Origin of the sequence: Pseudomonas sp. CG7 (genome assembly GCF_023701885.1) — a bacterium.
Taxonomy (GTDB): Bacteria; Pseudomonadota; Gammaproteobacteria; order Pseudomonadales; family Pseudomonadaceae; genus Aquipseudomonas; species Aquipseudomonas zanjanensis.
In genome coordinates, this window is the sequence record NZ_JABAEE010000024.1 from 12,828 (window position 1) to 31,187 (window position 18,360).

The window sequence follows — 18,360 nt, forward strand, 5'->3', positions numbered from 1 at the left end:
ACGAACAGCCCCAGCGGACTGGATGAAGCAACACATCCTCTGTGGCGAGGGAGCTTGCTCCCGCTCGGCGGCGAAGCCGTCGTAAAAAAAGCGCCCGCGTTTGATCAGATCTAACGTGGGCGCCTTTCTTGGGGGCGCTTCGCGCCCCAGCGGGAGCAAGCTCCCTCGCCACAGGGAACGCAGCGCGGCGGTTATTGCGGGTCTTCCCGCACCTGCACGCTCGCCGTCATCCCGGCGCTCAGGTTCACGCCCTCAGGCACCTTGTCCAGCTTGATCCGCACCGGGATCCGCTGGGCCAGGCGCACCCAGTTGAAGGTCGGCTCCACCTCCGCCAGCAACTGCGCATCGGGATTGGTGTTGCGGTCGGTAATGCCACGACTGATGCTTTCGACATGCCCCTCCAGCGCATGGCCGGCACTCATCAGCCAGACCTTGACCGGATCGCCCACACGAATCCTGGGCAACTTGGTCTCTTCGAAATAGGCCTGCACATAAAATGTCGAGTCGTCGATCAGCGCCATGACCGGCTGCCCGGCATTCACATAGTTGCCTTCGGCCAGGCGCAGGTTGGTGATGTGGCCGCTGCGGGGGGCCAGGACCTGGCTGCGGGCCAGGTTGAGTTCGGCGACCTTGGCCTCGGCCTGGGCTTCGCGCAATTCGCCCCGGGCGATGCCCGCGTTGATCTGGGCGTTTTCCCGCAGTTCGGCACTGATGGCCTGGGGGCCCAAGGCGGCGCGGCGACTGGCTTCGTGTTCACGCAGACTCAACTGCTGCTGGCGTGTCTGGACCACGGCCCGGGCCTTCTCCAATGCCGCCTCGAAACGCTCGCGATCAATGCTCAACAGCAGGTCGCCAGCCTTGACCTGCTGGTTATCCACCGCCTTGAGCTCGCGCACCCACCCCGACACATCGGGGGCAATCACCACCACATCGGCGCGGATCCGCGCATCGCGGGTCCAGGGCGTGAGCATGTAGTACTGCCACAGGTGAAAGCCGGCGAAGATCGCCACGGCCACCATGCACAGCGTGACGGCAACACGTACGGATGTACGCATGTTCAACTCCTATAGCGGCCCGAGGACCACGGTAATAACAGTCAGGACACAGACATACAGGGCACAGTCGAACAAGGCTTCATGCCAGATCCAGCGCCCGGCCGGCACCAGGCTGAGCAACAGGCGCAACGCACCCGTCACCAGCAAGGCCAGCACCACATAAATCAGGAACGGGCTGAGCAACACCCCGCCGATCGACCACTCACGCAAGCCCATGGCTGTGCTCCCGTCGTTCAGGTTCGTGCTGGCGGCACCAGGCGCGCCAGCTGTTTTGCAATTGCACCACCGCGCCTTGGGCCAGCTTCAGTGCGTCACCGGGCGGCTGGGCAGCCAGCACGCTCAGGAACTCGGCGCTCGCCGGGGCCAGCGCATCGGCCTGGTCACCGGCCGGGCCGCGTTCGAGTACCTGCTCCAGCGCTTCGAAATAACGGCGCTGCGCCCGGGTATCGGGCTCTTGGGCGACGGCCAGGCTCAGGCGCAAATGCAGCAACTCATCGCCAATGTCCAAGCCAAGCAAACCATCATCCCAACGGGTGCGCGCCTGCACCGGCAATTCAGGGTAATGCCGCGCCAGCTGCAACAGCCGGTCGGCCATGCGCCCACCGAACCAGCTCTCGGCGCCACGCAGGCTGCGATGGGTCAGGCGCACCAGATCGTGGAGCGTCGCCGCCAGCAGGCGGCGGCTGTGCCAGGCCGGGTTGCGCAAAATCAGCAGATTGAAAGCCAGCACCGCCGCACCCACACCGATCATCATCGCCTGGGCGTTGTTGAAGAACGCCGCGACGTCGTATTTCATCGCATTGAGCGGCGAAATCAGCACCACGAAATGCAGGCAGAACGACGTCGCCGTGGCGAAGATCTGCGGCTTGGCCATGCCCAATGCGCCGAAAAACAACGGCACGCCCATGGCCATGCACAGCATTGCGAAACTGCTCCATTGCGGAAGTATGAGCTCGCCGATCACGAACGCCGTGGGCACGGCCAACAGGATACCCCGCAGAAAACTCATGCCGATCTGCGCGCCGTTTTCGCGACTGGCGAACAGGCTGCACACCACGCACGTCAGCAGCATCGCACCCGATGCGGCGGGCCAGGCGGTCGCCAGCCAGAAACAGGCAACGACCAGGAACGCCAGGGCGCTGCGAGCGCCGAAGACCATGGCCAAGGACAAGTCGCGATGGGGCGCCAGGGTGCGAGGTGGATCCGCCGCTTCCCTACCCTCCTGCACTGCCGTCAAGGCGGCGCAGGCGGCCAGGGCGGTATCGAGCAACAAGGCGAAGCGGGCCAGGCAGTAACTTTGCGCCGCGCTGAACTGCGGGTCGTGGGACGCATCCCACACCCGGGGACGCAAGGCTTGGAGGGTCGCACTGTCGGCGTCGAGGGCTTGCTGCACCTCGTTCATCCATGGCTGGAGCGCCACGGTTTCCTCGGGGTCGAGCTGCTTCCACTGCCGCCGCACCGAGCGTGAAAGGCGCAACAGCATCAGTAACTTCTGGCTCAAGCCGCTGATGGCCCGGGCGCGCTGCCGGCCACGGCTGCCTTCGAACCAGGCATGTTCACGCTGGGCATCCACCGCGACAATCCTGCCCAGGATTTCCAGCAACCCTTTGCGGGCCTGGGCATCGCCGGCCAGGGTCGCACGGGCGGCCTGCATGCCGCTTTGCCACGCCGCCAGGGCCTGACCGGCCAATTGCCGCTCGACCCGCAACGGCCAGAGCAAGGCGCTGGCCGCCGTGGCGCAGACGATGCCCAGGCTGATCTCGGTGCAGCGCGCCACCGCCTGGTCGAACACGCCCAGCGGATGGGAAAGGGCCGGCAAGGCAATGATCGCCACCGTGTAACCGGCCAACACGAATGAGTACGACCAGGCACTGCGCAGCAGCGTCGAGCAGGCCGTGCACAGGCCCAACCAGAGTGCCAACGCCAGCAGGAATAACCACGGTGCCTGGGCGAACAGGCCCATGAACACCACCGACATGACGGTGCCCACCAATGTGCCGAGCAATCGCGCCAAGCCCTTCTGCACCACCATCCCGGACAAGGGCTGGGCGACGATGAACGCGGTCATCAGCGCCCACGACGGCTGCTCCAGCCCCAAGCGCAAGGCCAGCCACAACGCCAACCCACCGCCGAGCACAGTCTTGATGGCGAACTGCAAGGCGAGGCGGTCGGGGGCGAACAAGGCCTGGATAGTAATGGGCACGCGGAAAACTCTTTGGGAGACGCCAGTAACAATAGATGCAATGCGGGGGATAGGCGATGCAATTATTAGCTAGCTATCTATTAGAGTCCAGAGCTGTTTGTCGACTCGCATGCAAAGGCTTTCGTGGCGAGGGAGCTTGCTCCCGCTGGGCTGCGCAGCAGCCCCCAAAAACAGGGTCGCTGCGCAACCCAGCGGGAGCAAGCTCCCTCGCCACAAGAGTGCTCACCTTCACCCAGAGTCGTTCCCCACAAAAAAACGCCAGGCAGGCTGGCGTTTTTTTGGATCAGGACGCGTTGTTTAGCTCGCGCGCGCCTGGTTACGCAGCGCCTTGACCTGGTCATGGTTGCGTTGCACGCCGTGGTACTGACGCTCCACAAGGTCACGAATGCCCACCAGGTTGTGTTTGTTGATCTTCTCGATGGCTTCCTTGTACGCCTTCAGCGCGTGGTCTTCGCCGCGCTCGGCTTCATTCAACACGGCTTCTTCATCCTTGCCGGTGAACATGGATTTTACATCTACCCAACGGCGGTGCAGATCACCGGCGACGCTGGTGGAAGTTTCCGGATCGCCGCCCAAGGAACGAACCGCTGCTTGCAGCTCAGCCGCGGCGGTTGCGCAATCTGCGGCGCGCTTGACAAACAGAGCCTTGAGTTCGGGGTGCTTGATGTCTTCAGCGCAGGTCTTGAAGCCTTCCTGGCCATCCTTGCTGGTCTCGATCAGGTCGTTCAAGACAGAGATGGATTCTTTGTTGATGTCAGTCATTTTTCAGTTCCTTTGCTGGTGAATAAAAAACCTGCAAGGGATATTGCATCGGCCATGCCAGCCATCGATTTTAATAAAACAAATTTAAAATCAATAAGTTAATAACAAACAGGAAATCTGTATCCGCGCGATTTGCATGATCTGTCATTTGGCCTGCATGCAGAATGCCTGTATTTTCGAGGCAGGTTTGAATCAAGACAATTGCCATGAATCCGGAAAAGCTCGAATTGCTCGTCACGCGCCAAATGCCCTTCGGAAAATACAAGGGCCGAATCCTCGCCGACCTGCCGGGTCAATACCTGAACTGGTTCGCTCGCGAGGGTTTCCCCAAGGGAGAGCTGGGCGGTTTGCTGGCCTTAATGCAGGAAATCGACCACAACGGCTTGTCCGACCTGCTGGACCCATTGCGCGCCAAACATGGCCTGCCCAAACCTCGCCATTGACTGACTGAGACCGCCATGCCCGAGAACACGCTGCGCGCCCATGATGAAGTTTTCTGGCGAACCTTCGTCGACCGCTACGACATCGACCCCGCCGGGCCGCTCAATCTGGAAAACGGCTACTTCGGGCGCATGTCCCGCACCGTGGTGGAGGAGTACCAGCGCAACATCGAATTCATCAACCGTGGCAATTCGGTGTACGTGCGCCAGCATTTCGACCTGGAACACGGCGAAGCCATTCGGCGGCAGGTGGCCCGGCTGATCCACGCGTCCCCCCAGAGCGTGGCCTTGGCTGGCAGCGCCGTGGATGCCCTGCAAACGTTGATTCGCAACTACAACGGCCTCAAGCCGGGCGATCAGGTGCTGATCTGCGATGTGGAGTACGCCTCGGTCAAAAGCGCCATGCGCTGGCTGGCCCGCCAGCGTGGCGTGGAGGTGATCGAAATTGTCCACCAGCACCCCGCCAGCTTCGAAAGCCTGGTGGGCACTTATCGCGAAGCGTTCATTCGCTACCCGCGCCTCAAGTTGATGGCGCTGACCTACGTCAACCACCTCACCGGTTTGGTGATGCCGGTCCAGGCCATTGCCGAGAGCGCCCGGGAGTTTGCCGTCGATATCATCCTCGACGGTGCCCATGCCCTGGGCCAGATCGATTTCGACCTGAAGAAGCTCGGGATCGAATTCGCCGGATTCAACCTGCAGAAGTGGATCGGCGGCCCGCTCTCCCAAGGCTTCCTGTACATCGCCCCACAGCGGTTGGCCGACATCGATCCGGACATGGACGAAAACAGCTACCCCGCCACCGACGTCCGCTCCCGCACGCCCCACAGCACGCCGAACATCCCGGCCTTGCTCACCCTGCCCCTGGTCTTCGAAGAACATCGGGCCCTGGGGGGTGCCTTGGCCAAGGGCGCGCGCCTCTGTTACCTGCGTGACTTGTGGGTGGACGCCGTGCGCGATGTACCGGGCATCGAAGTCATGACCCCGGATGACCGGCGCCTCTATTGCGGCATCACGGCGATGCGCTTCACCGCCCACACCGATCAACAGGCGATGGCTGATCGATTGCTCAATGAGCATGGGATCTTCACGGTGGTGCGCCAGACCAGCACCGGACCGTGCATCCGCATTACTCCGGGGTTGATTACCTTGGCGAGTGATATCGAGCGGTTGACTGCGGCGCTGCTGACCCTGAGCCAGACATAGTTGTGGTGAGGGGATTTATCCCCGTTGGGCTGCGTAGCAGCCCCAAAAACAAGGGGGCCGCTACGCGACCCAGCGGGGATAAATCCCCTCGCCACAAGGGCAGAGTTCAGGGCCAAACCCCGGGCAAAAAAAAAACGGTGCGCCGACCAAGCGCACCGTAAAACCGTAGAGCACCCAACGAGGTTCGGTAAAAAATCAGTCCAGCAGCGCCAAGGCCTCGGCGGTGCATTCCTGAATGCGGGCCCAATCGCCGTTCTTGATCCACTCCGGATCGAGCATCCAGCTACCGCCCACGCACATCACGTTTTTCAACGCCATGTAGCTTTTGATATTGGCCGGGCTCACGCCGCCGGTCGGGCAGAATTTCACTTCGCCGAACGGGCCGCCCAAGGCCTTGATGGCCGCGACGCCGCCGCTGACTTCGGCCGGGAACAGTTTGAAGCGGCGATAGCCCAGGCCGTAGCCTTCCATGATTCCCGAGGCATTGCTGATGCCGGGTAGCAACGGGATCGGGCTGTAGACGCTGGCTTCGAGCAGATCACGGGTAATGCCCGGGGTGACGATAAACTGCGAACCGGCAGCCTCGGCGGCGGCCAGCATGTGGCGGTCGAGCACCGTGCCGGCGCCGGTCACCAGTTCCGGACGCTGCTCGCGCAGCACCTGGATGGCCTTGAGGCCGAATTGGGAACGCAGCGTCACTTCCAGCGCCGTCCGGCCGCCGGCGGCCAGGGCCTCGGCCAGCGGCAGGATGTCCTGTTCACGGGCGATGGTGATCACCGGCAGGATCCGCGCCTTGGCGCAGAGGCTGTCGATCAGGGCAACTTTGTCCGCCATGGAAACGGTCGGGGATGGGTTTGTCAAAGCGGCTGATCCTTGGTGCATGGGCACCAGTAAATCTCTAACGTAGGGTGCAGAAACGCGCGGATCGGCATTTCGGCGACGTCGTCACCCGCCACCGCAGCGTTCAATGTGGTCAACTTCGATTGGCCGGAAATCGACAGCACTTTGTGTTGCGCCGAGGCCAGCAAGGCACGGCTCATGGTCAGGCGCTGGTGCGGCACGGTCGGCGCCAGCATCGGCCAGCAGCGGCGTGCGCCATTGGTGTCCAGGGCCTGGGCCAGGTTCGGACTGTCGGGGAACAGCGAGGCGGTATGCCCGTCATCGCCCATGCCCAGTACCAACACGTCGATAGGCGGCAGCTCGGCCAGCAAACGGTCCGCCTGTTCGGCCGCCGCTTCCAGGTTGGCGCTGGCGCTGTAGAGGCTCAGGAACTGGGCCTTGGCCGCCGCGCCTTGCAACAGGTAACGCTTGAGCAGGCCGGCGTTGCTGTCGGCGTGTTCAACCGGTACCCAGCGCTCGTCGGCCAGGCTGACCACCACTTTGGACCAGTCCAGCGCCTGCTTGGCCAGGTGCTGGAAAAACGCCACCGGGCTGCGGCCACCGGAGACCACCAGGGTCGCCGCACCGCGCGCGTCGATTGCGTCGCGCAACTGCTCGGCCACCTTCAGCGCCAGGCCTTCGGCCAGCAGCACCGGATTCTTGAATGCATGGGCGCTGACGCCCTGCGGCAGTTTCACATCAGATATCGCCATACCACGACCTCCCATCCCGCGTGATCAGTGCAATGGAGCTCATCGGTCCCCACGACCCGGCCGCATACGGCTTGGGCGCATCGCCGGACTTCTTCCACCCGGCGATCAACTGGTCACACCACGTCCACGCGGCTTCAATTTCATCTTTACGGACAAACAGGTTCTGATTGCCGTTCATGACTTCCAGCAACAACCGCTCGTAGGCATCGGGGATACGTGCGCTGCGATAGGTGTCGGAGAAGTTGAGTTGCAGCGGACCACTGCGCAATTGCATGCCCTTGTCCAGGCCCTGCTCCTTGGTCATCACCCGCAAGGAAATCCCTTCGTCCGGTTGCAGGCGGATGATCAGCTTGTTGCTGATCTGCAAGCGCTGCTCGGGGGCGAAGATGTAGTGGGACGGTTCCTTGAAGTGAATGACGATCTGCGACAGCTTCTGCGGCATGCGCTTGCCGGTACGCAGGTAAAACGGCACCCCAGCCCAACGCCAGTTGCGGATGTCGGCGCGCAGGGCGACGAACGTCTCGGTGTCGCTCTGGGTGTTGGAATTGGGTTCTTCGAGGTAGCCAGGCACCGCCTTGCCTTCGCTGTGGCCGGCGATGTACTGGCCGCGCACCACCTGGGTGGTCAGGCCTTCCGGGCTGATCGGGGCCAAGGCCTTGAGCACCTTGACCTTCTCGTCGCGGATGCTGTCGGCGGACAAGTCGGCCGGAGGATCCATGGCGATCAGGCACAACAGCTGTAGCAGGTGATTCTGGATCATGTCCCGCAGTTGGCCGGCCTTGTCGAAATAGCCCCAGCGACCCTCGATACCGACCTTCTCGGCCACGGTGATCTCCACGTGGGAGATGTAGTTCTGGTTCCACTGGGTCTCGAACAGGCTGTTGGCGAACCGCAACGCGATCAGGTTCTGGACCGTCTCTTTGCCCAGGTAATGGTCGATGCGATAGGTACGGTTTTCCGGGAAGAACTGCGCCACGGCGTCGTTGACCTTGCGCGACGACTCCAGGTCCGAACCAATCGGTTTTTCCAGGACGACGCGGGTGTTTTCGCTCAAGCCGACCTTCGCCAGGTGCTCGCAGATCGCCCCATACACCGCCGCCGGGGTGGCGAAATAGGCAATGACCTGCTGGGCCGAACCGGCCGCTTCGGCCAGGGCTACGTAATCGTCGGCCTTGAGGAAATCCACGTGCAGATAGGTCAAACGTGCCAGGAAGCGCTCGAGCACGGCTTCGTCCACGTCTTTTTCCCCCACGTAGCGACGCAGCTCGGCGGCAATGAATGCCAGGTGCTGCTGCTCGCCGCCGGGTTCACGGGCCAGCGCAATGATCCGCGTGTCCTCGTGCAACAGTTGAGCGCCATCGAGTTGATACAGGGCAGGAAAGAGCTTGCGCAGGGCCAGATCGCCCAACGCGCCGAACAAGGCAAAGGTGCACGGTTCAACCGTAATCGAAGGCATGATGTTTGTTCTTTTATCAAGTTAAACTACAAATACCTTTTTTCAAGGTATCACTCAAGGAAAAATGTAGTAATAACCACAACATTTTTCGAAAATACTGATTCCGAGTGGTGGTCCGCCGGAGCCATCAGTAGGATAGGCCACCGCAAAGGGTCGTATCAAAGACCCGTCTTCCTAGGAATCTTGTATGGACCGCGTGCGAAATCTACTGGAACAGATCCAGAGTCGCCTTGAAGACCTGAACAAGGCCGAACGCAAGGTGGCCGAGATCATCCTGCTCAACCCGCAGCAGGCCACCCGCTTCAGCATCGCCGCCCTCGCCCAGGCGGCTTCGGTCAGCGAACCGACCGTCAACCGCTTCTGCCGCTCGTTCGGCGTCAGCGGCTACCCGGAACTCAAGCTGCAATTGGCCCAGAGCCTGGCCAGCGGCGCCGCTTATGTCAGCCGCGCAGTGGAAGCCGACGACAACCCTGAAGCCTATACCCGCAAGATCTTTGGCAGCGCCATTGCCTCATTGGACAGCGCCTGCCAGGCCCTTGATCCCAATTTAATCAGCCGCGCCGTGGACCTGCTGATCCAGGCCCGGCAGATCCACTTCTTCGGCCTCGGCGCCTCCGCCCCGGTGGCCCTGGATGCCCAGCACAAGTTCTTTCGCTTCAACCTGGCGGTGACCGCCCACGCCGACGTGCTGATGCAGCGCATGATCGCGTCGGTGGCCCATACCGGCGAACTGTTCGTGATCAATTCCTACACCGGCCGCACCCGCGAATTGGTGGAAGTGGCACGCATCGCCCGGGAAAACGGCGCCTCGGTGCTGGGCCTGACCGCCGAAGGTTCGCCGCTGGCCAAGGCCAGTACCCTGAGCCTGAACATCCCCCTGCCCGAGGACACTGACATCTATATGCCGATGACCTCGCGAATCATCCAGCTCACCGTGCTGGACGTGCTCGCCACCGGCATGACCCTGCGCCGTGGCGTGGACTTCCAGCCGCACCTGCGCAAGATCAAGGAAAGCCTGAATGCCAGCCGGTATCCGGTGGGGGATGAGTTCAACTGATTCGGTCCAGGATCTCTAGCGTCTGGTAGTCCGTCATCGCGAGCAAGCTCGCTCCCACAGGGGGTTTGTGAACACCAAAGATCCAATGTGGGAGCGAGCTTGCTCGCGAAGGGGCCAGCCGCCACACCGGAGATCCTGAGCTAAGCCCCCACCCACGCCTGCAAACTCAAGTGCGCCCGCTCCCCCGGCGCCAGGCACAGGCTGTCGGTGCCGCCACTGGCCGCTTCGACACAGACAAACTCACTGACCTCATCCCAACTCACGCCCAGCAACGGCCGGGTGCCAGGATGCCAGACCACGGTGTCGGCGCTGTCACCGGTGTCGATGCACAATTCGCGCTGCCAGGCGTGATCCTTGAGCTGCAATTCGCCTTCATGCTGGAACACCCGCTGACAACCGCCCTCGACCCGTAACTCGCCTTCCTGCTGGCAAGCTTCGCGGCTCAACTGGTCATAACCCTGGGCGCCTTCGAGCCCAGACAGCGCTACCTCACCGACATCACCGATACGCCAGTAAGCGTGCAAAGCCTGGCTCAACTGGCACGGCAGGCTGTCCTGGTGCTCGGTGCTCAAGCGCAGCTCCATGCGTTCACCCAGGTCGGCATGCAGGTCCACTTGCCAGTCGCACAACTGCAGTTGCCAGTGCAAATGCACGCCCCCTTCATCACTGCGGCTGTCTAGCAGTTTCCAATCGATCAACCGTGCCCAACCGTGGGACGGCCAGGCGTTTTCGCTGGGATGACGGCCATACCACGGCCAGCACACCGGCACCCCGCCGCGTATCGCCCCGACTTGCGGCCACTTGGCCGCGCACCACAACCAGGGCTTCTGGCCGCGCGGCTGGAAGTGCAGCAACTGCGCGCCCTGGCGACTGAACACCGCCTGGCACAACGGGTGATCGATCACCAACACATCGCGCTGCCGATAGCGCTCCCACGCGAATACCGGGCGCTCGCGCAAGGATCTGAAAAAGCGTTGTAGCGGATGCTCATGCATGGGCCGCGGTCCTGGGAATCATTGAATTGCTCATCTGTTTGCAACGCGTTCTTTTGTGGCGAGGGAGCTTGCTCCCGCTCGGCTGCGAAGCAGTCGCAAACGAGGCGAATGCGGTCTGGCGCAAACACCGCAGTGAATGGCTCTAGGGTCGCTTCGCAACCCAGCGGGAGCAAGCTCCCTCGCCACAGGTTCTGCGCTCCGCAAAAAAAAGCGGACAGCCTTGGCCGTCCGCAAATATGCGCACATAGAGAGGAGCTTATCGCAACAGCGTTAGAACACCGACTGAATTTTCAGGCCGGCCACCAGCGCGTTGTCGACTTCATCCACACCACCTGGGTGAGTGATGTACTGCAGGTTCGGACGCACGGTCAGCCAGTTGGTGACGTGGAAACCGTAGTTGATCTCGTAGTTGTATTCAGTGCTACGCAGTGGCGCGAACAGCGGATCGTCGTAGTCGGTGACGCCATTGGCGGCGTTGACCAGTTCGGAGTTTTTCTTCACGTCTTCGTTGACATGGATACGCGAGAAACCGATGCCGACATCGTCTTTTGGACGAGCATCGAACGGCCCCTTGTACACGAACATCAACGACTGGTAGTTGTCGACGACGTTGGTTTCCTTGTCATGGAAAGTAGCGTTGGCGGCGATGTTCAGGCCGCGCGAAGCATCACCGTTGTGGCTGGTGAGCTGTTGTTGCACGACGAGCCAGTAGCCGTCCTTGCTGCTGTGGCTGCGATAGGCGTTGCCGGTGGTCGCGGCGTCGTTGCCATCCTCGTCTTCACGGACGTCATCGGCCTTGGCTGTACTTTTGTAGTAACCAACACGGTATTCACCCGGCAGGTTATTGATCTTCGGCGACCAGACCAACTCGACCGGAATGAGGGTACCCTTGGTACCGCTGCCGCTGAGTTTGTAGCGGTTGTTGTTTTCCAGCTGCGAAGGGTTCTGGTTGTAGGCGCCGATTTGCGCATAGAGCTCAGGCGTGAGGTTGTATTTGACGCGAATCGCCGCCTGCATGATCGGCCAGTTGTACCAGATGCCGGTCGCCCAGTTACCCGCTTGTGAACCGCAGAACGCCAGGTTCTGGAATTCGCACGGGAAGGTGTTGAAGTCTTCGCCCTCACCGAAATAACCGGCTTTGACATCCAGTTTGCTGTCGAAGTATTTCTGCTTGATCCACAACTGGGTCAGACGCGTGGTTTGCCCACGGCCCCAGACTTCCTGGGAAGAACTGAGGGTACCGGCGCGTGGATCACCGATGCGGTCGTTGGAGATGTTGCGACCGTCACGTCGGGTGAACTGGATCTTGGCTTCCGTATCACCCCAGCCTGCCAGTTTTTCCAGGTCGAGCGCGACGCCCAGGCCAAACTGCTGGGACCAGCGCGCGGTCTTGTCATCGTTGTAGCCGCCGTGGAGGTTGGCACCCATCTCACCGACGAAATCCGCCTTGATATCGATACCTTGCTCGATCAGCTTGGTCCGTTCACCGCCCCAGTCGCCCGTCATCCACTGCGAATCGGCGCTGAACGCGTCGGCTGCGTGTGCGCTACCGGCCAGCATCATCGCCGCAACGGCTGACAACTGGCAGATACGCTGGGCGTTTTTTTGCTTTTTCATCCCTACATCCTCGTCTTTATTTATTGTTATTAACTGTTTTTATCTAACGCGGTTTACAACGATTGCGATGGATGGTCCCCCACTCACCGCATACTCCTTTTTCTGTGGGAGCGAGCTTGCTCGCGATAGCGGTGTGTCATTCACCTCGGCAGCAACTGATGTACCGTCATCGCGAGCAAGCTCGCTCCCACACAGGCCTCTCACCGGCCTTTGAACTGCGCTACGTTGGCACTTCGGGCATCGGTTTGCGGCTGGCCGGCCACGCCCAGGCGCTCGCCGGACTGGGCGTCGAACAGCAGCACTTTCGACGGATCGAATTGCAGCGTCAGGGTTTCCCCCGGCTGCGGTGCCACGTCCGGCGCCAGGCGGCAGCAGACCTTGGTGTCGTTGAGGTTGACGAATACCAGGGTGTCCGGCCCGGTAGGCTCGGTGACCTGGACTTCGGCGCGAATGGTCGGCAAACCATTGGGCTCGCTGCCGGCCAACGCGATCTGTTCCGGACGCATGCCAAGAATCACTTCGCGGTCTTCCAGGCCGGCGTCCTGCATGCCCAGCGGCAGCTCGCAACGGGCCTGGCCGCTGTCGAGCAGTGCCAGCAGGCGACCGTCCTTGCGTTGCAGGCGCAGCGGGATGAAGTTCATCGGCGGCGAACCGATGAAGCTCGCCACGAACAGGTTGGCCGGGTTGGTGTAGATGTCTTTCGGCGTGCCGAACTGCTGGATGATCCCGTCCTTCATCACCGCCACTTTGTCCCCCAGGGTCATGGCTTCGATCGGGTCGTGGGTGACGTAGACCGTGGTGGTCTTCAGGCGCTGGTGCATCAGCTTCATTTCGGTGCGCATCTCGACCCGCAGCTTGGCGTCGAGGTTGGACAGCGGTTCGTCGAACAGGTAGATCTTCGGCCGCCGCGCCAGGGCCCGGCCCATGGCCACGCGCTGTTGCTGGCCGCCGGAAAGCTGGCCAGGCTTGCGATTGAGCAAGTGCTCGATCTGCAGCAGCTTGGCCACGCGGTTGACTTCTTCGTCGATGTCCGACTGTTTCATCTTGCGGATTTTCAGGCCGAACTCGATGTTCTCGCGCACGCTCATGGTCGGGTACAGCGCGTAGGACTGGAACACCATGGCGATGTCGCGATCCTTCGGGCTCATGCCGCTGACATCCTGGTCACCGATCATGATGGCGCCGCCGGTGATGGTCTCCAGGCCGGCGATGCAGTTCATCAGCGTCGACTTGCCGCAGCCCGACGGGCCGACGAGGATCAGGAACTCACCGTCCTTGATCGACAACTCGATGTTCTTCAGGGTATCCGGCAGGCCGGCACCATAGGTCTTGTTTACATTGCGAAGTTCAAGCGTTGCCATGATTACCCCTTGACTGCGCCGGCCGTCAGGCCGCGCACGAAATACTTGCCTGCCACCACATAGACCAGCAGGGTCGGCAGCCCGGCGATCATCGCCGCCGCCATGTCCACGTTGTATTCCTTGGCCCCGGTACTGGTGTTGACCAGGTTGTTCAGCGCCACGGTGATGGGTTGCGAATCACCGCTGGAGAACACCACGCCGAACAGGAAGTCGTTCCAGATCTGCGTGAACTGCCAGATCAGGCAAACCATGCTGATCGGGGTCTACATTGGCAGGATGATCCGCCGGAAAATGGGGAAGAAACCCGCACCGTCCAGTCGCGCCGCCTTCACCAGCGCATCGGGAATGCTGACGTAGTAGTTGCGGAAGCACAGCGTGGTGAATGCCAGGCCGTAGACCACGTGCACGAACACCAACCCGGTGGTGGTGCTGGCCAGGCCCATCTTGCCAAGGGTGAACGAGGCCGGCAGCAGGACGGTCTGGAACGGCAGGAAGCAGCCGAACAGCAACAGGCCGAAGAACAGCTGCGAACCGCGGAAGCGCCACATCGACAACACGTAGCCATTCAAGGCACCGATGGCGGTAGAGATCAGCACCGCCGGGACGGTGATCTTGATCGAGTTCCAGAAGTAGCCGTCGACCGTGGCCCAGGCCTTGACCCAACCGATGCCGCTGACCACGGTCGGCCAGCTCAGCAGGTTGCCGGTGCTGATGTCTTCCGGCGTCTTGAAGCTGGTCAACAGCATGACCACCAACGGCACCAGGTAAAGCAGTACGGCGAGGATCAGCACCGCGTAGATCGCGATGCGACTCAGGCTGATGGAGGGTTTGGCAGCGAGACTAGTCATGACGCTTGGTCCTCAGCTCGGAGTACAGGTAAGGCACGATGATCGCGAGGATCGCACCGAGCATCAGGATTGCACTGGCCGCGCCCATGCCCATCTGGCCGCGACTGAAGGTGAACGAATACATGAACATGGCAGGCAGGTCGGAGGAATAACCCGGGCCACCGGCTGTCATCGCCGCCACCAGGTCGAAGCTCTTGATCGCGATGTGTGCCAGGATCATCACGGCGCTGAAGAACACCGGGCGCAGGCTCGGCAGCACCACTTTCCAATAGATGCGCGGCATGCTCGCGCCATCGATCTGGGCGGCACGGATGATCGATTGGTCGACACCCCGCAGGCCGGCCAGGAACATCGCCATGATGAAACCCGACGCTTGCCACACCGCCGCGATCACCAGGCAATACACCACGCGGTCCGGGGCGATCAGCCAATCCAGGCGGAAGCCTTCCCAGCCCCAGTCACGCAACAATTTGTCCAGGCCCATGCCCGGGTTGAGCAGCCATTTCCAGGCCGTACCGGTGACGATCATCGACAGCGCCATCGGGTACAGGTAAATGGTGCGGATGAAACCTTCGCGACGAATGCGCTGGTCCAGGAACACGGCCAGCAGCACGCCGATCACCAGGGTGATGCCAATGAACAGGCCGCCGAACAGCGCCAGGTTCTTGCTCGCCACCCACCAGCGGTCGTTGTCCATCAGCCGCGCATACTGCGCCAGGCCTGCCCATTTGTAGTTCGGCAGGAACGTCGAAGTGGTGAACGACAGGACGAACGTCCACAAGATATAGCCATAGAAGCCCACCAGAACGATGAACATGCTCGGCGCCAGCACCAGTTTCGGGAGCCAGCGCTGCAATGCATCGAACGGCGAGGCCTTGCTGAACACAGCAACAGAACTCATGGGAAGATCCAAAACAAGGTTACAAGGGTATCCCTCTGTGGGAGCGAGCTTGCTGGCGATGACGGTGTGTCAGTGACTCATCTGCTACCTGACACTCCGCTATCGCGAGCAAGCTCGCTCCCACAAAGGGACCGCGGCGCTAATTACTTGGCTGACTGAACCGCTGCACCCAATTTCTTGGCAGCATCGGCCGGGTCGGCTTTCGGGTCGTTGATGTAGTTGGTCACCACATCGAAGAACGCACCCTGTACCGCCAGCGTGGTCGCCATGTTGTGCGCCATGCTCGGCTGCAAGCCGCCGGACTTGGCGTCCGTCAGGAAGTCCTTGGCCGCGGTCTGGGCGCAGGAGTCGAAACCGTACTTGGCCATGTCGCCCAGCATGTCGTTGCGCACCGGGATCGAGCCCTTGTTGATGCTGAAGACTTTCTGGAAGTTCTCACCCAGCACGACCTTGGCGATATCCTGCTGGCCCGCCGCAGTGCCTGCGTCCTTCTGCTTGAACACCGCCAGGGAGTCGATGTTGTAGGTGAAGGCCTTGTCGGTGCCCGGGAAGGCCACGCACTCGTAGTCCTTGCCGGCGACTTTCTTCGCGGCGGTCCACTCGCTCTTGGCCCAGTCACCCATGATCTGCATGCCGGCCTTGCCGTTGATGACCTTGGCTGCTTCGAGGTTCCAGTCCTGGCCCTTGCCGTCGGCGTCCATGTAGGTCGCGACTTTCTTCAGCTCGGTCAGCGCCTTGACCATTTCCGGACCGGTCAGGGCCTTGTTGTCCAGGTCGACGAGGGCCTTCTTGTAGCCCTCGGCACCCATGACCGAGAGCACCACGGCTTCGAACACGGTGCTGTCCTGCCAAGGCTGGCCGCCATGGGCGAGCGCAATGAAACCCGCCGCCTTGAGCTTGTCGCCAGCCGCGTAGAACTCTTCAAGGGTGGTCGGGTTCTTGGTGATGCCGGCTTTCTTGAAGACTTCCGGGTTGATCCACAGCCAGTTGACGCGGTGGATATTCACCGGCACGGCGACGTAGTCACCTTCGTACTTCACGGTATCGGAGACTTTCTTGTCGAGCAGGCTGTCCCACTTCTCGGCCTTGGCGACGTCCTCGAGGATGTCGGTGTCGAGCAGCCCGGTGGACGCCCACTCCTGGATGTCCGGGCCCTTGATCTGGGCGACACCCGGTGGGTTGCCGGCCACGGCACGGCTCTTGAGTACGGTCATGGCAGTGGAACCACCACCACCGGCGACAGCGCCGTCCTTCCAGGTAAAGCCGTCTTTTTCTACCTGGGCCTTGAGCACATCGACCGCGGCCTTTTCGCCACCCGACGTCCACCAGTGGACGACTTCCACGGAACCTTTGGATTCGGCGGCAAGGGCAGTGACGGGAAATGCTGCGACGGGAAGCAGGGAAGCAAGAGAAATGACAGTAGCGAGGCGAGAAATCGCATTCATCTAGAATTACCTTTCTTGTTGTTATGCATGCAAGTCTGGAGCTTGCGCTGCATGGATTCTAATCAGAGGGAATCCCTTCGCAGGTAACGAAGGGACGTGCAAATGTCACGACATGGTTACACAGGTGCAGGGCTGGATAACCGCGCCAGGGCTGACGCCATGCTCGGTGCCAGGGGCAGGCGTGGAATCAGGACTGCTTGCCAGGCGTGATACAGGTCCGGCTTGCCCGGCCAGATATCGGCGCTGGGGCGGTTCTGCGGATCGAGTTCGTGATGCCAACTGCCGTTGCAGCGATCGATGAAATGCTTGTCACAGAACTCCCAGAAACGCCGATACCAGGCTTCGTATTTCGCCTCGTCGGTGCGCTTGAGCAAGGCGCTGGCCGCGGCCGCCGCTTCGGCGTGGACCCAATGCAGGCGGGGGCGAACCACGGCGCGGTTGTCCCAGTCCAGGGTGTAGACAATGCCCGGCGCACCATCGACGTCCCAGCCGTGGCGGCAGTTCTGGTCGAAGAGTTTTTGCGCGTCCTGGGCCAGCCAACCCGGGGTCAGCATGCCAATCTGCACCCGCGCCGCTTCAAGGTGCAGCAACAACCGCGCCCATTCGAAGCCGTGGCCGGGCGTGGTGCCGTAGGGGCGAAAACCATCGGCGGGATTGTCCTGGTTGTAGTCGCGCAGTGGCTGCCAATGGCGATCGAAATGTTCCACCACCAAGTAGTCGTTGGCGGCGGCATGGTCATGGATCACCCGCTCGACGATACGCAGGGCGCGGGCCAGCCAACGCGGATCGTCGGTGGCATCGGCCAGGGCGAGAAAGGCTTCGGTGGCGTGCATGTTGCTGTTGGCGCCCCGATAGGCCTCTTCCTCGCGCCAGTCGCGGTTGAAGGATTCGCGCATGGCGCCCTCTTCTTCGCACCAGAAATGCGCGTCGATGATCCGCACCGCTTCGTCCAGCAACGCAGGGGCGCCGGGACGCTGGGCCACCACCGCGGAACTGGCTGCCAAGGCGACGAAGGCATGCAGGTAGGCGGCTTTGCCGGTGCTGTCCGCATCGGGTTGCGACGTGGCGAACCAGCCACCATGCTCGGCATCGCGCAAGGGGCCGTTGAGGGCCTGGATACCGTGGTCCACCAGCTCGGCGAAACCCGGCAAGCCCTGGATGTGGGCCATGGCGAAGCTGTGGGTCATGCGCGCGGTGTTCATGGTTTCGGCCCGGGCATCGGCCGGCAGGCGCCCAAGCTCATCCAGGTTGCCAAAGCCGTCCGGCAGCTTCGAGGCCTTGGCGAACGCCAGCAGCCGCACGCCTTCATCGGCGAGCCAACGCTGGTGGGCAGGGGCGTTCAGCCAACTGCTGAAGGCCGGTTGGAAGGTGTCCATCGGAGTACCTTTTTTGTTGTTTTGACGCAGGGAGTCTAAACAAGGG

Annotated in this window: 16 protein-coding genes and 1 pseudogene; 3 read left to right on the forward strand and 14 right to left on the reverse strand. The window is 61.7% G+C overall.

Annotated features, from left to right (window positions below):
* Positions 1 to 191: 191 nt before the first annotated feature.
* The 4 genes from HGO40_RS12275 to HGO40_RS12290 form a co-directional block, all read right to left on the reverse strand.
* Complete coding sequence (locus tag HGO40_RS12275; RefSeq protein WP_186730491.1) at positions 192 to 1,055, reverse strand: efflux RND transporter periplasmic adaptor subunit; 864 nt, start codon at positions 1,053 to 1,055, stop codon at positions 192 to 194.
* A gap of 9 nt (positions 1,056 to 1,064) precedes the next feature.
* Complete coding sequence (locus HGO40_RS12280; protein ID WP_003198565.1) at positions 1,065 to 1,271, reverse strand: DUF1656 domain-containing protein; 207 nt, start codon at positions 1,269 to 1,271, stop codon at positions 1,065 to 1,067.
* A complete protein-coding gene (locus HGO40_RS12285) occupies positions 1,258 to 3,258 on the reverse strand; it encodes an FUSC family protein (RefSeq protein WP_250963221.1) in 2,001 nt (666 codons plus the stop codon). Before HGO40_RS12285 ends, HGO40_RS12280 begins: the two co-directional genes overlap by 14 nt.
* Positions 3,259 to 3,555: 297 nt before the next feature.
* Positions 3,556 to 4,020, reverse strand: coding sequence for a PA2169 family four-helix-bundle protein (locus tag HGO40_RS12290; protein ID WP_186709209.1), 465 nt, complete (start codon positions 4,018 to 4,020; stop codon positions 3,556 to 3,558).
* 206 nt (positions 4,021 to 4,226) lie between these two features.
* Here HGO40_RS12290 and HGO40_RS12295 point away from each other — a divergent pair, with 206 nt between their 5' ends.
* Both HGO40_RS12295 and HGO40_RS12300 read left to right on the forward strand, forming a co-directional pair.
* On the forward strand, positions 4,227 to 4,463 hold the full coding sequence (locus HGO40_RS12295) for a DUF3820 family protein (RefSeq protein WP_053119117.1): 237 nt from the start codon (positions 4,227 to 4,229) through the stop codon (positions 4,461 to 4,463).
* A 15-nt stretch (positions 4,464 to 4,478) separates the two neighbouring features.
* Positions 4,479 to 5,666 (forward strand): aminotransferase class V-fold PLP-dependent enzyme, encoded by a 1,188-nt coding sequence (locus HGO40_RS12300; RefSeq protein WP_250963222.1) that lies wholly within the window; start codon positions 4,479 to 4,481, stop codon positions 5,664 to 5,666.
* A gap of 195 nt (positions 5,667 to 5,861) precedes the next feature.
* On the opposite strand, the gene HGO40_RS12305 is transcribed toward HGO40_RS12300, so the two are convergent.
* From HGO40_RS12305 to zwf, 3 genes are read right to left on the reverse strand one after another with little or no spacing between them, the layout of a single operon-like run.
* Positions 5,862 to 6,527 (reverse strand): bifunctional 4-hydroxy-2-oxoglutarate aldolase/2-dehydro-3-deoxy-phosphogluconate aldolase, encoded by a 666-nt coding sequence (locus HGO40_RS12305; RefSeq protein WP_250963223.1) that lies wholly within the window; start codon positions 6,525 to 6,527, stop codon positions 5,862 to 5,864.
* Positions 6,524 to 7,258, reverse strand: a complete 735-nt coding sequence (gene pgl / locus HGO40_RS12310; RefSeq protein ID WP_250963224.1) for a 6-phosphogluconolactonase — start codon at positions 7,256 to 7,258, stop codon at positions 6,524 to 6,526. Before pgl ends, HGO40_RS12305 begins: the two co-directional genes overlap by 4 nt.
* Complete coding sequence (gene zwf / locus HGO40_RS12315; protein ID WP_250963225.1) at positions 7,245 to 8,714, reverse strand: glucose-6-phosphate dehydrogenase; 1,470 nt, start codon at positions 8,712 to 8,714, stop codon at positions 7,245 to 7,247. The genes pgl and zwf overlap by 14 nt, the downstream gene beginning before the upstream one ends.
* Positions 8,715 to 8,910: 196 nt before the next feature.
* Between zwf and HGO40_RS12320 the strand changes: the two genes are divergently transcribed.
* On the forward strand, positions 8,911 to 9,771 hold the full coding sequence (locus HGO40_RS12320; RefSeq protein WP_250963264.1) for a MurR/RpiR family transcriptional regulator: 861 nt from the start codon (positions 8,911 to 8,913) through the stop codon (positions 9,769 to 9,771).
* 140 nt (positions 9,772 to 9,911) lie between these two features.
* Here HGO40_RS12320 and HGO40_RS12325 read toward each other — a convergent pair whose 3' ends face one another.
* The 7 genes and pseudogenes from HGO40_RS12325 to HGO40_RS12355 all read right to left on the reverse strand — a co-directional run bounded on the left by HGO40_RS12325 (position 9,912) and on the right by HGO40_RS12355 (position 18,314).
* Positions 9,912 to 10,766 carry a D-hexose-6-phosphate mutarotase gene (locus tag HGO40_RS12325; RefSeq protein WP_250963226.1) on the reverse strand — a complete coding sequence of 285 codons (855 nt, stop codon included), beginning with the start codon at positions 10,764 to 10,766 and terminating at the stop codon, positions 9,912 to 9,914.
* A gap of 270 nt (positions 10,767 to 11,036) precedes the next feature.
* A complete protein-coding gene (locus tag HGO40_RS12330; RefSeq protein ID WP_186709222.1) occupies positions 11,037 to 12,383 on the reverse strand; it encodes a carbohydrate porin in 1,347 nt (448 codons plus the stop codon).
* A 200-nt stretch (positions 12,384 to 12,583) separates the two neighbouring features.
* Entirely contained in the window at positions 12,584 to 13,744 is a 1,161-nt protein-coding gene (locus HGO40_RS12335; RefSeq protein WP_250963227.1) for an ABC transporter ATP-binding protein, read from the reverse strand.
* A 2-nt stretch (positions 13,745 to 13,746) separates the two neighbouring features.
* Positions 13,747 to 14,592, reverse strand: a pseudogene (locus HGO40_RS12340) (carbohydrate ABC transporter permease).
* A complete protein-coding gene (locus HGO40_RS12345; protein ID WP_250963228.1) occupies positions 14,585 to 15,493 on the reverse strand; it encodes a carbohydrate ABC transporter permease in 909 nt (302 codons plus the stop codon). The pseudogene HGO40_RS12340 and the gene HGO40_RS12345 overlap by 8 nt, the downstream one beginning before the upstream one ends.
* A gap of 143 nt (positions 15,494 to 15,636) precedes the next feature.
* Positions 15,637 to 16,938 carry an ABC transporter substrate-binding protein gene (locus HGO40_RS12350; protein ID WP_250963229.1) on the reverse strand — a complete coding sequence of 434 codons (1,302 nt, stop codon included), beginning with the start codon at positions 16,936 to 16,938 and terminating at the stop codon, positions 15,637 to 15,639.
* Between the two features lie 116 nt (positions 16,939 to 17,054).
* A complete protein-coding gene (locus HGO40_RS12355) occupies positions 17,055 to 18,314 on the reverse strand; it encodes a D-mannose isomerase (protein ID WP_250963230.1) in 1,260 nt (419 codons plus the stop codon).
* Between the last annotated feature and the right edge of the window lie 46 nt (positions 18,315 to 18,360).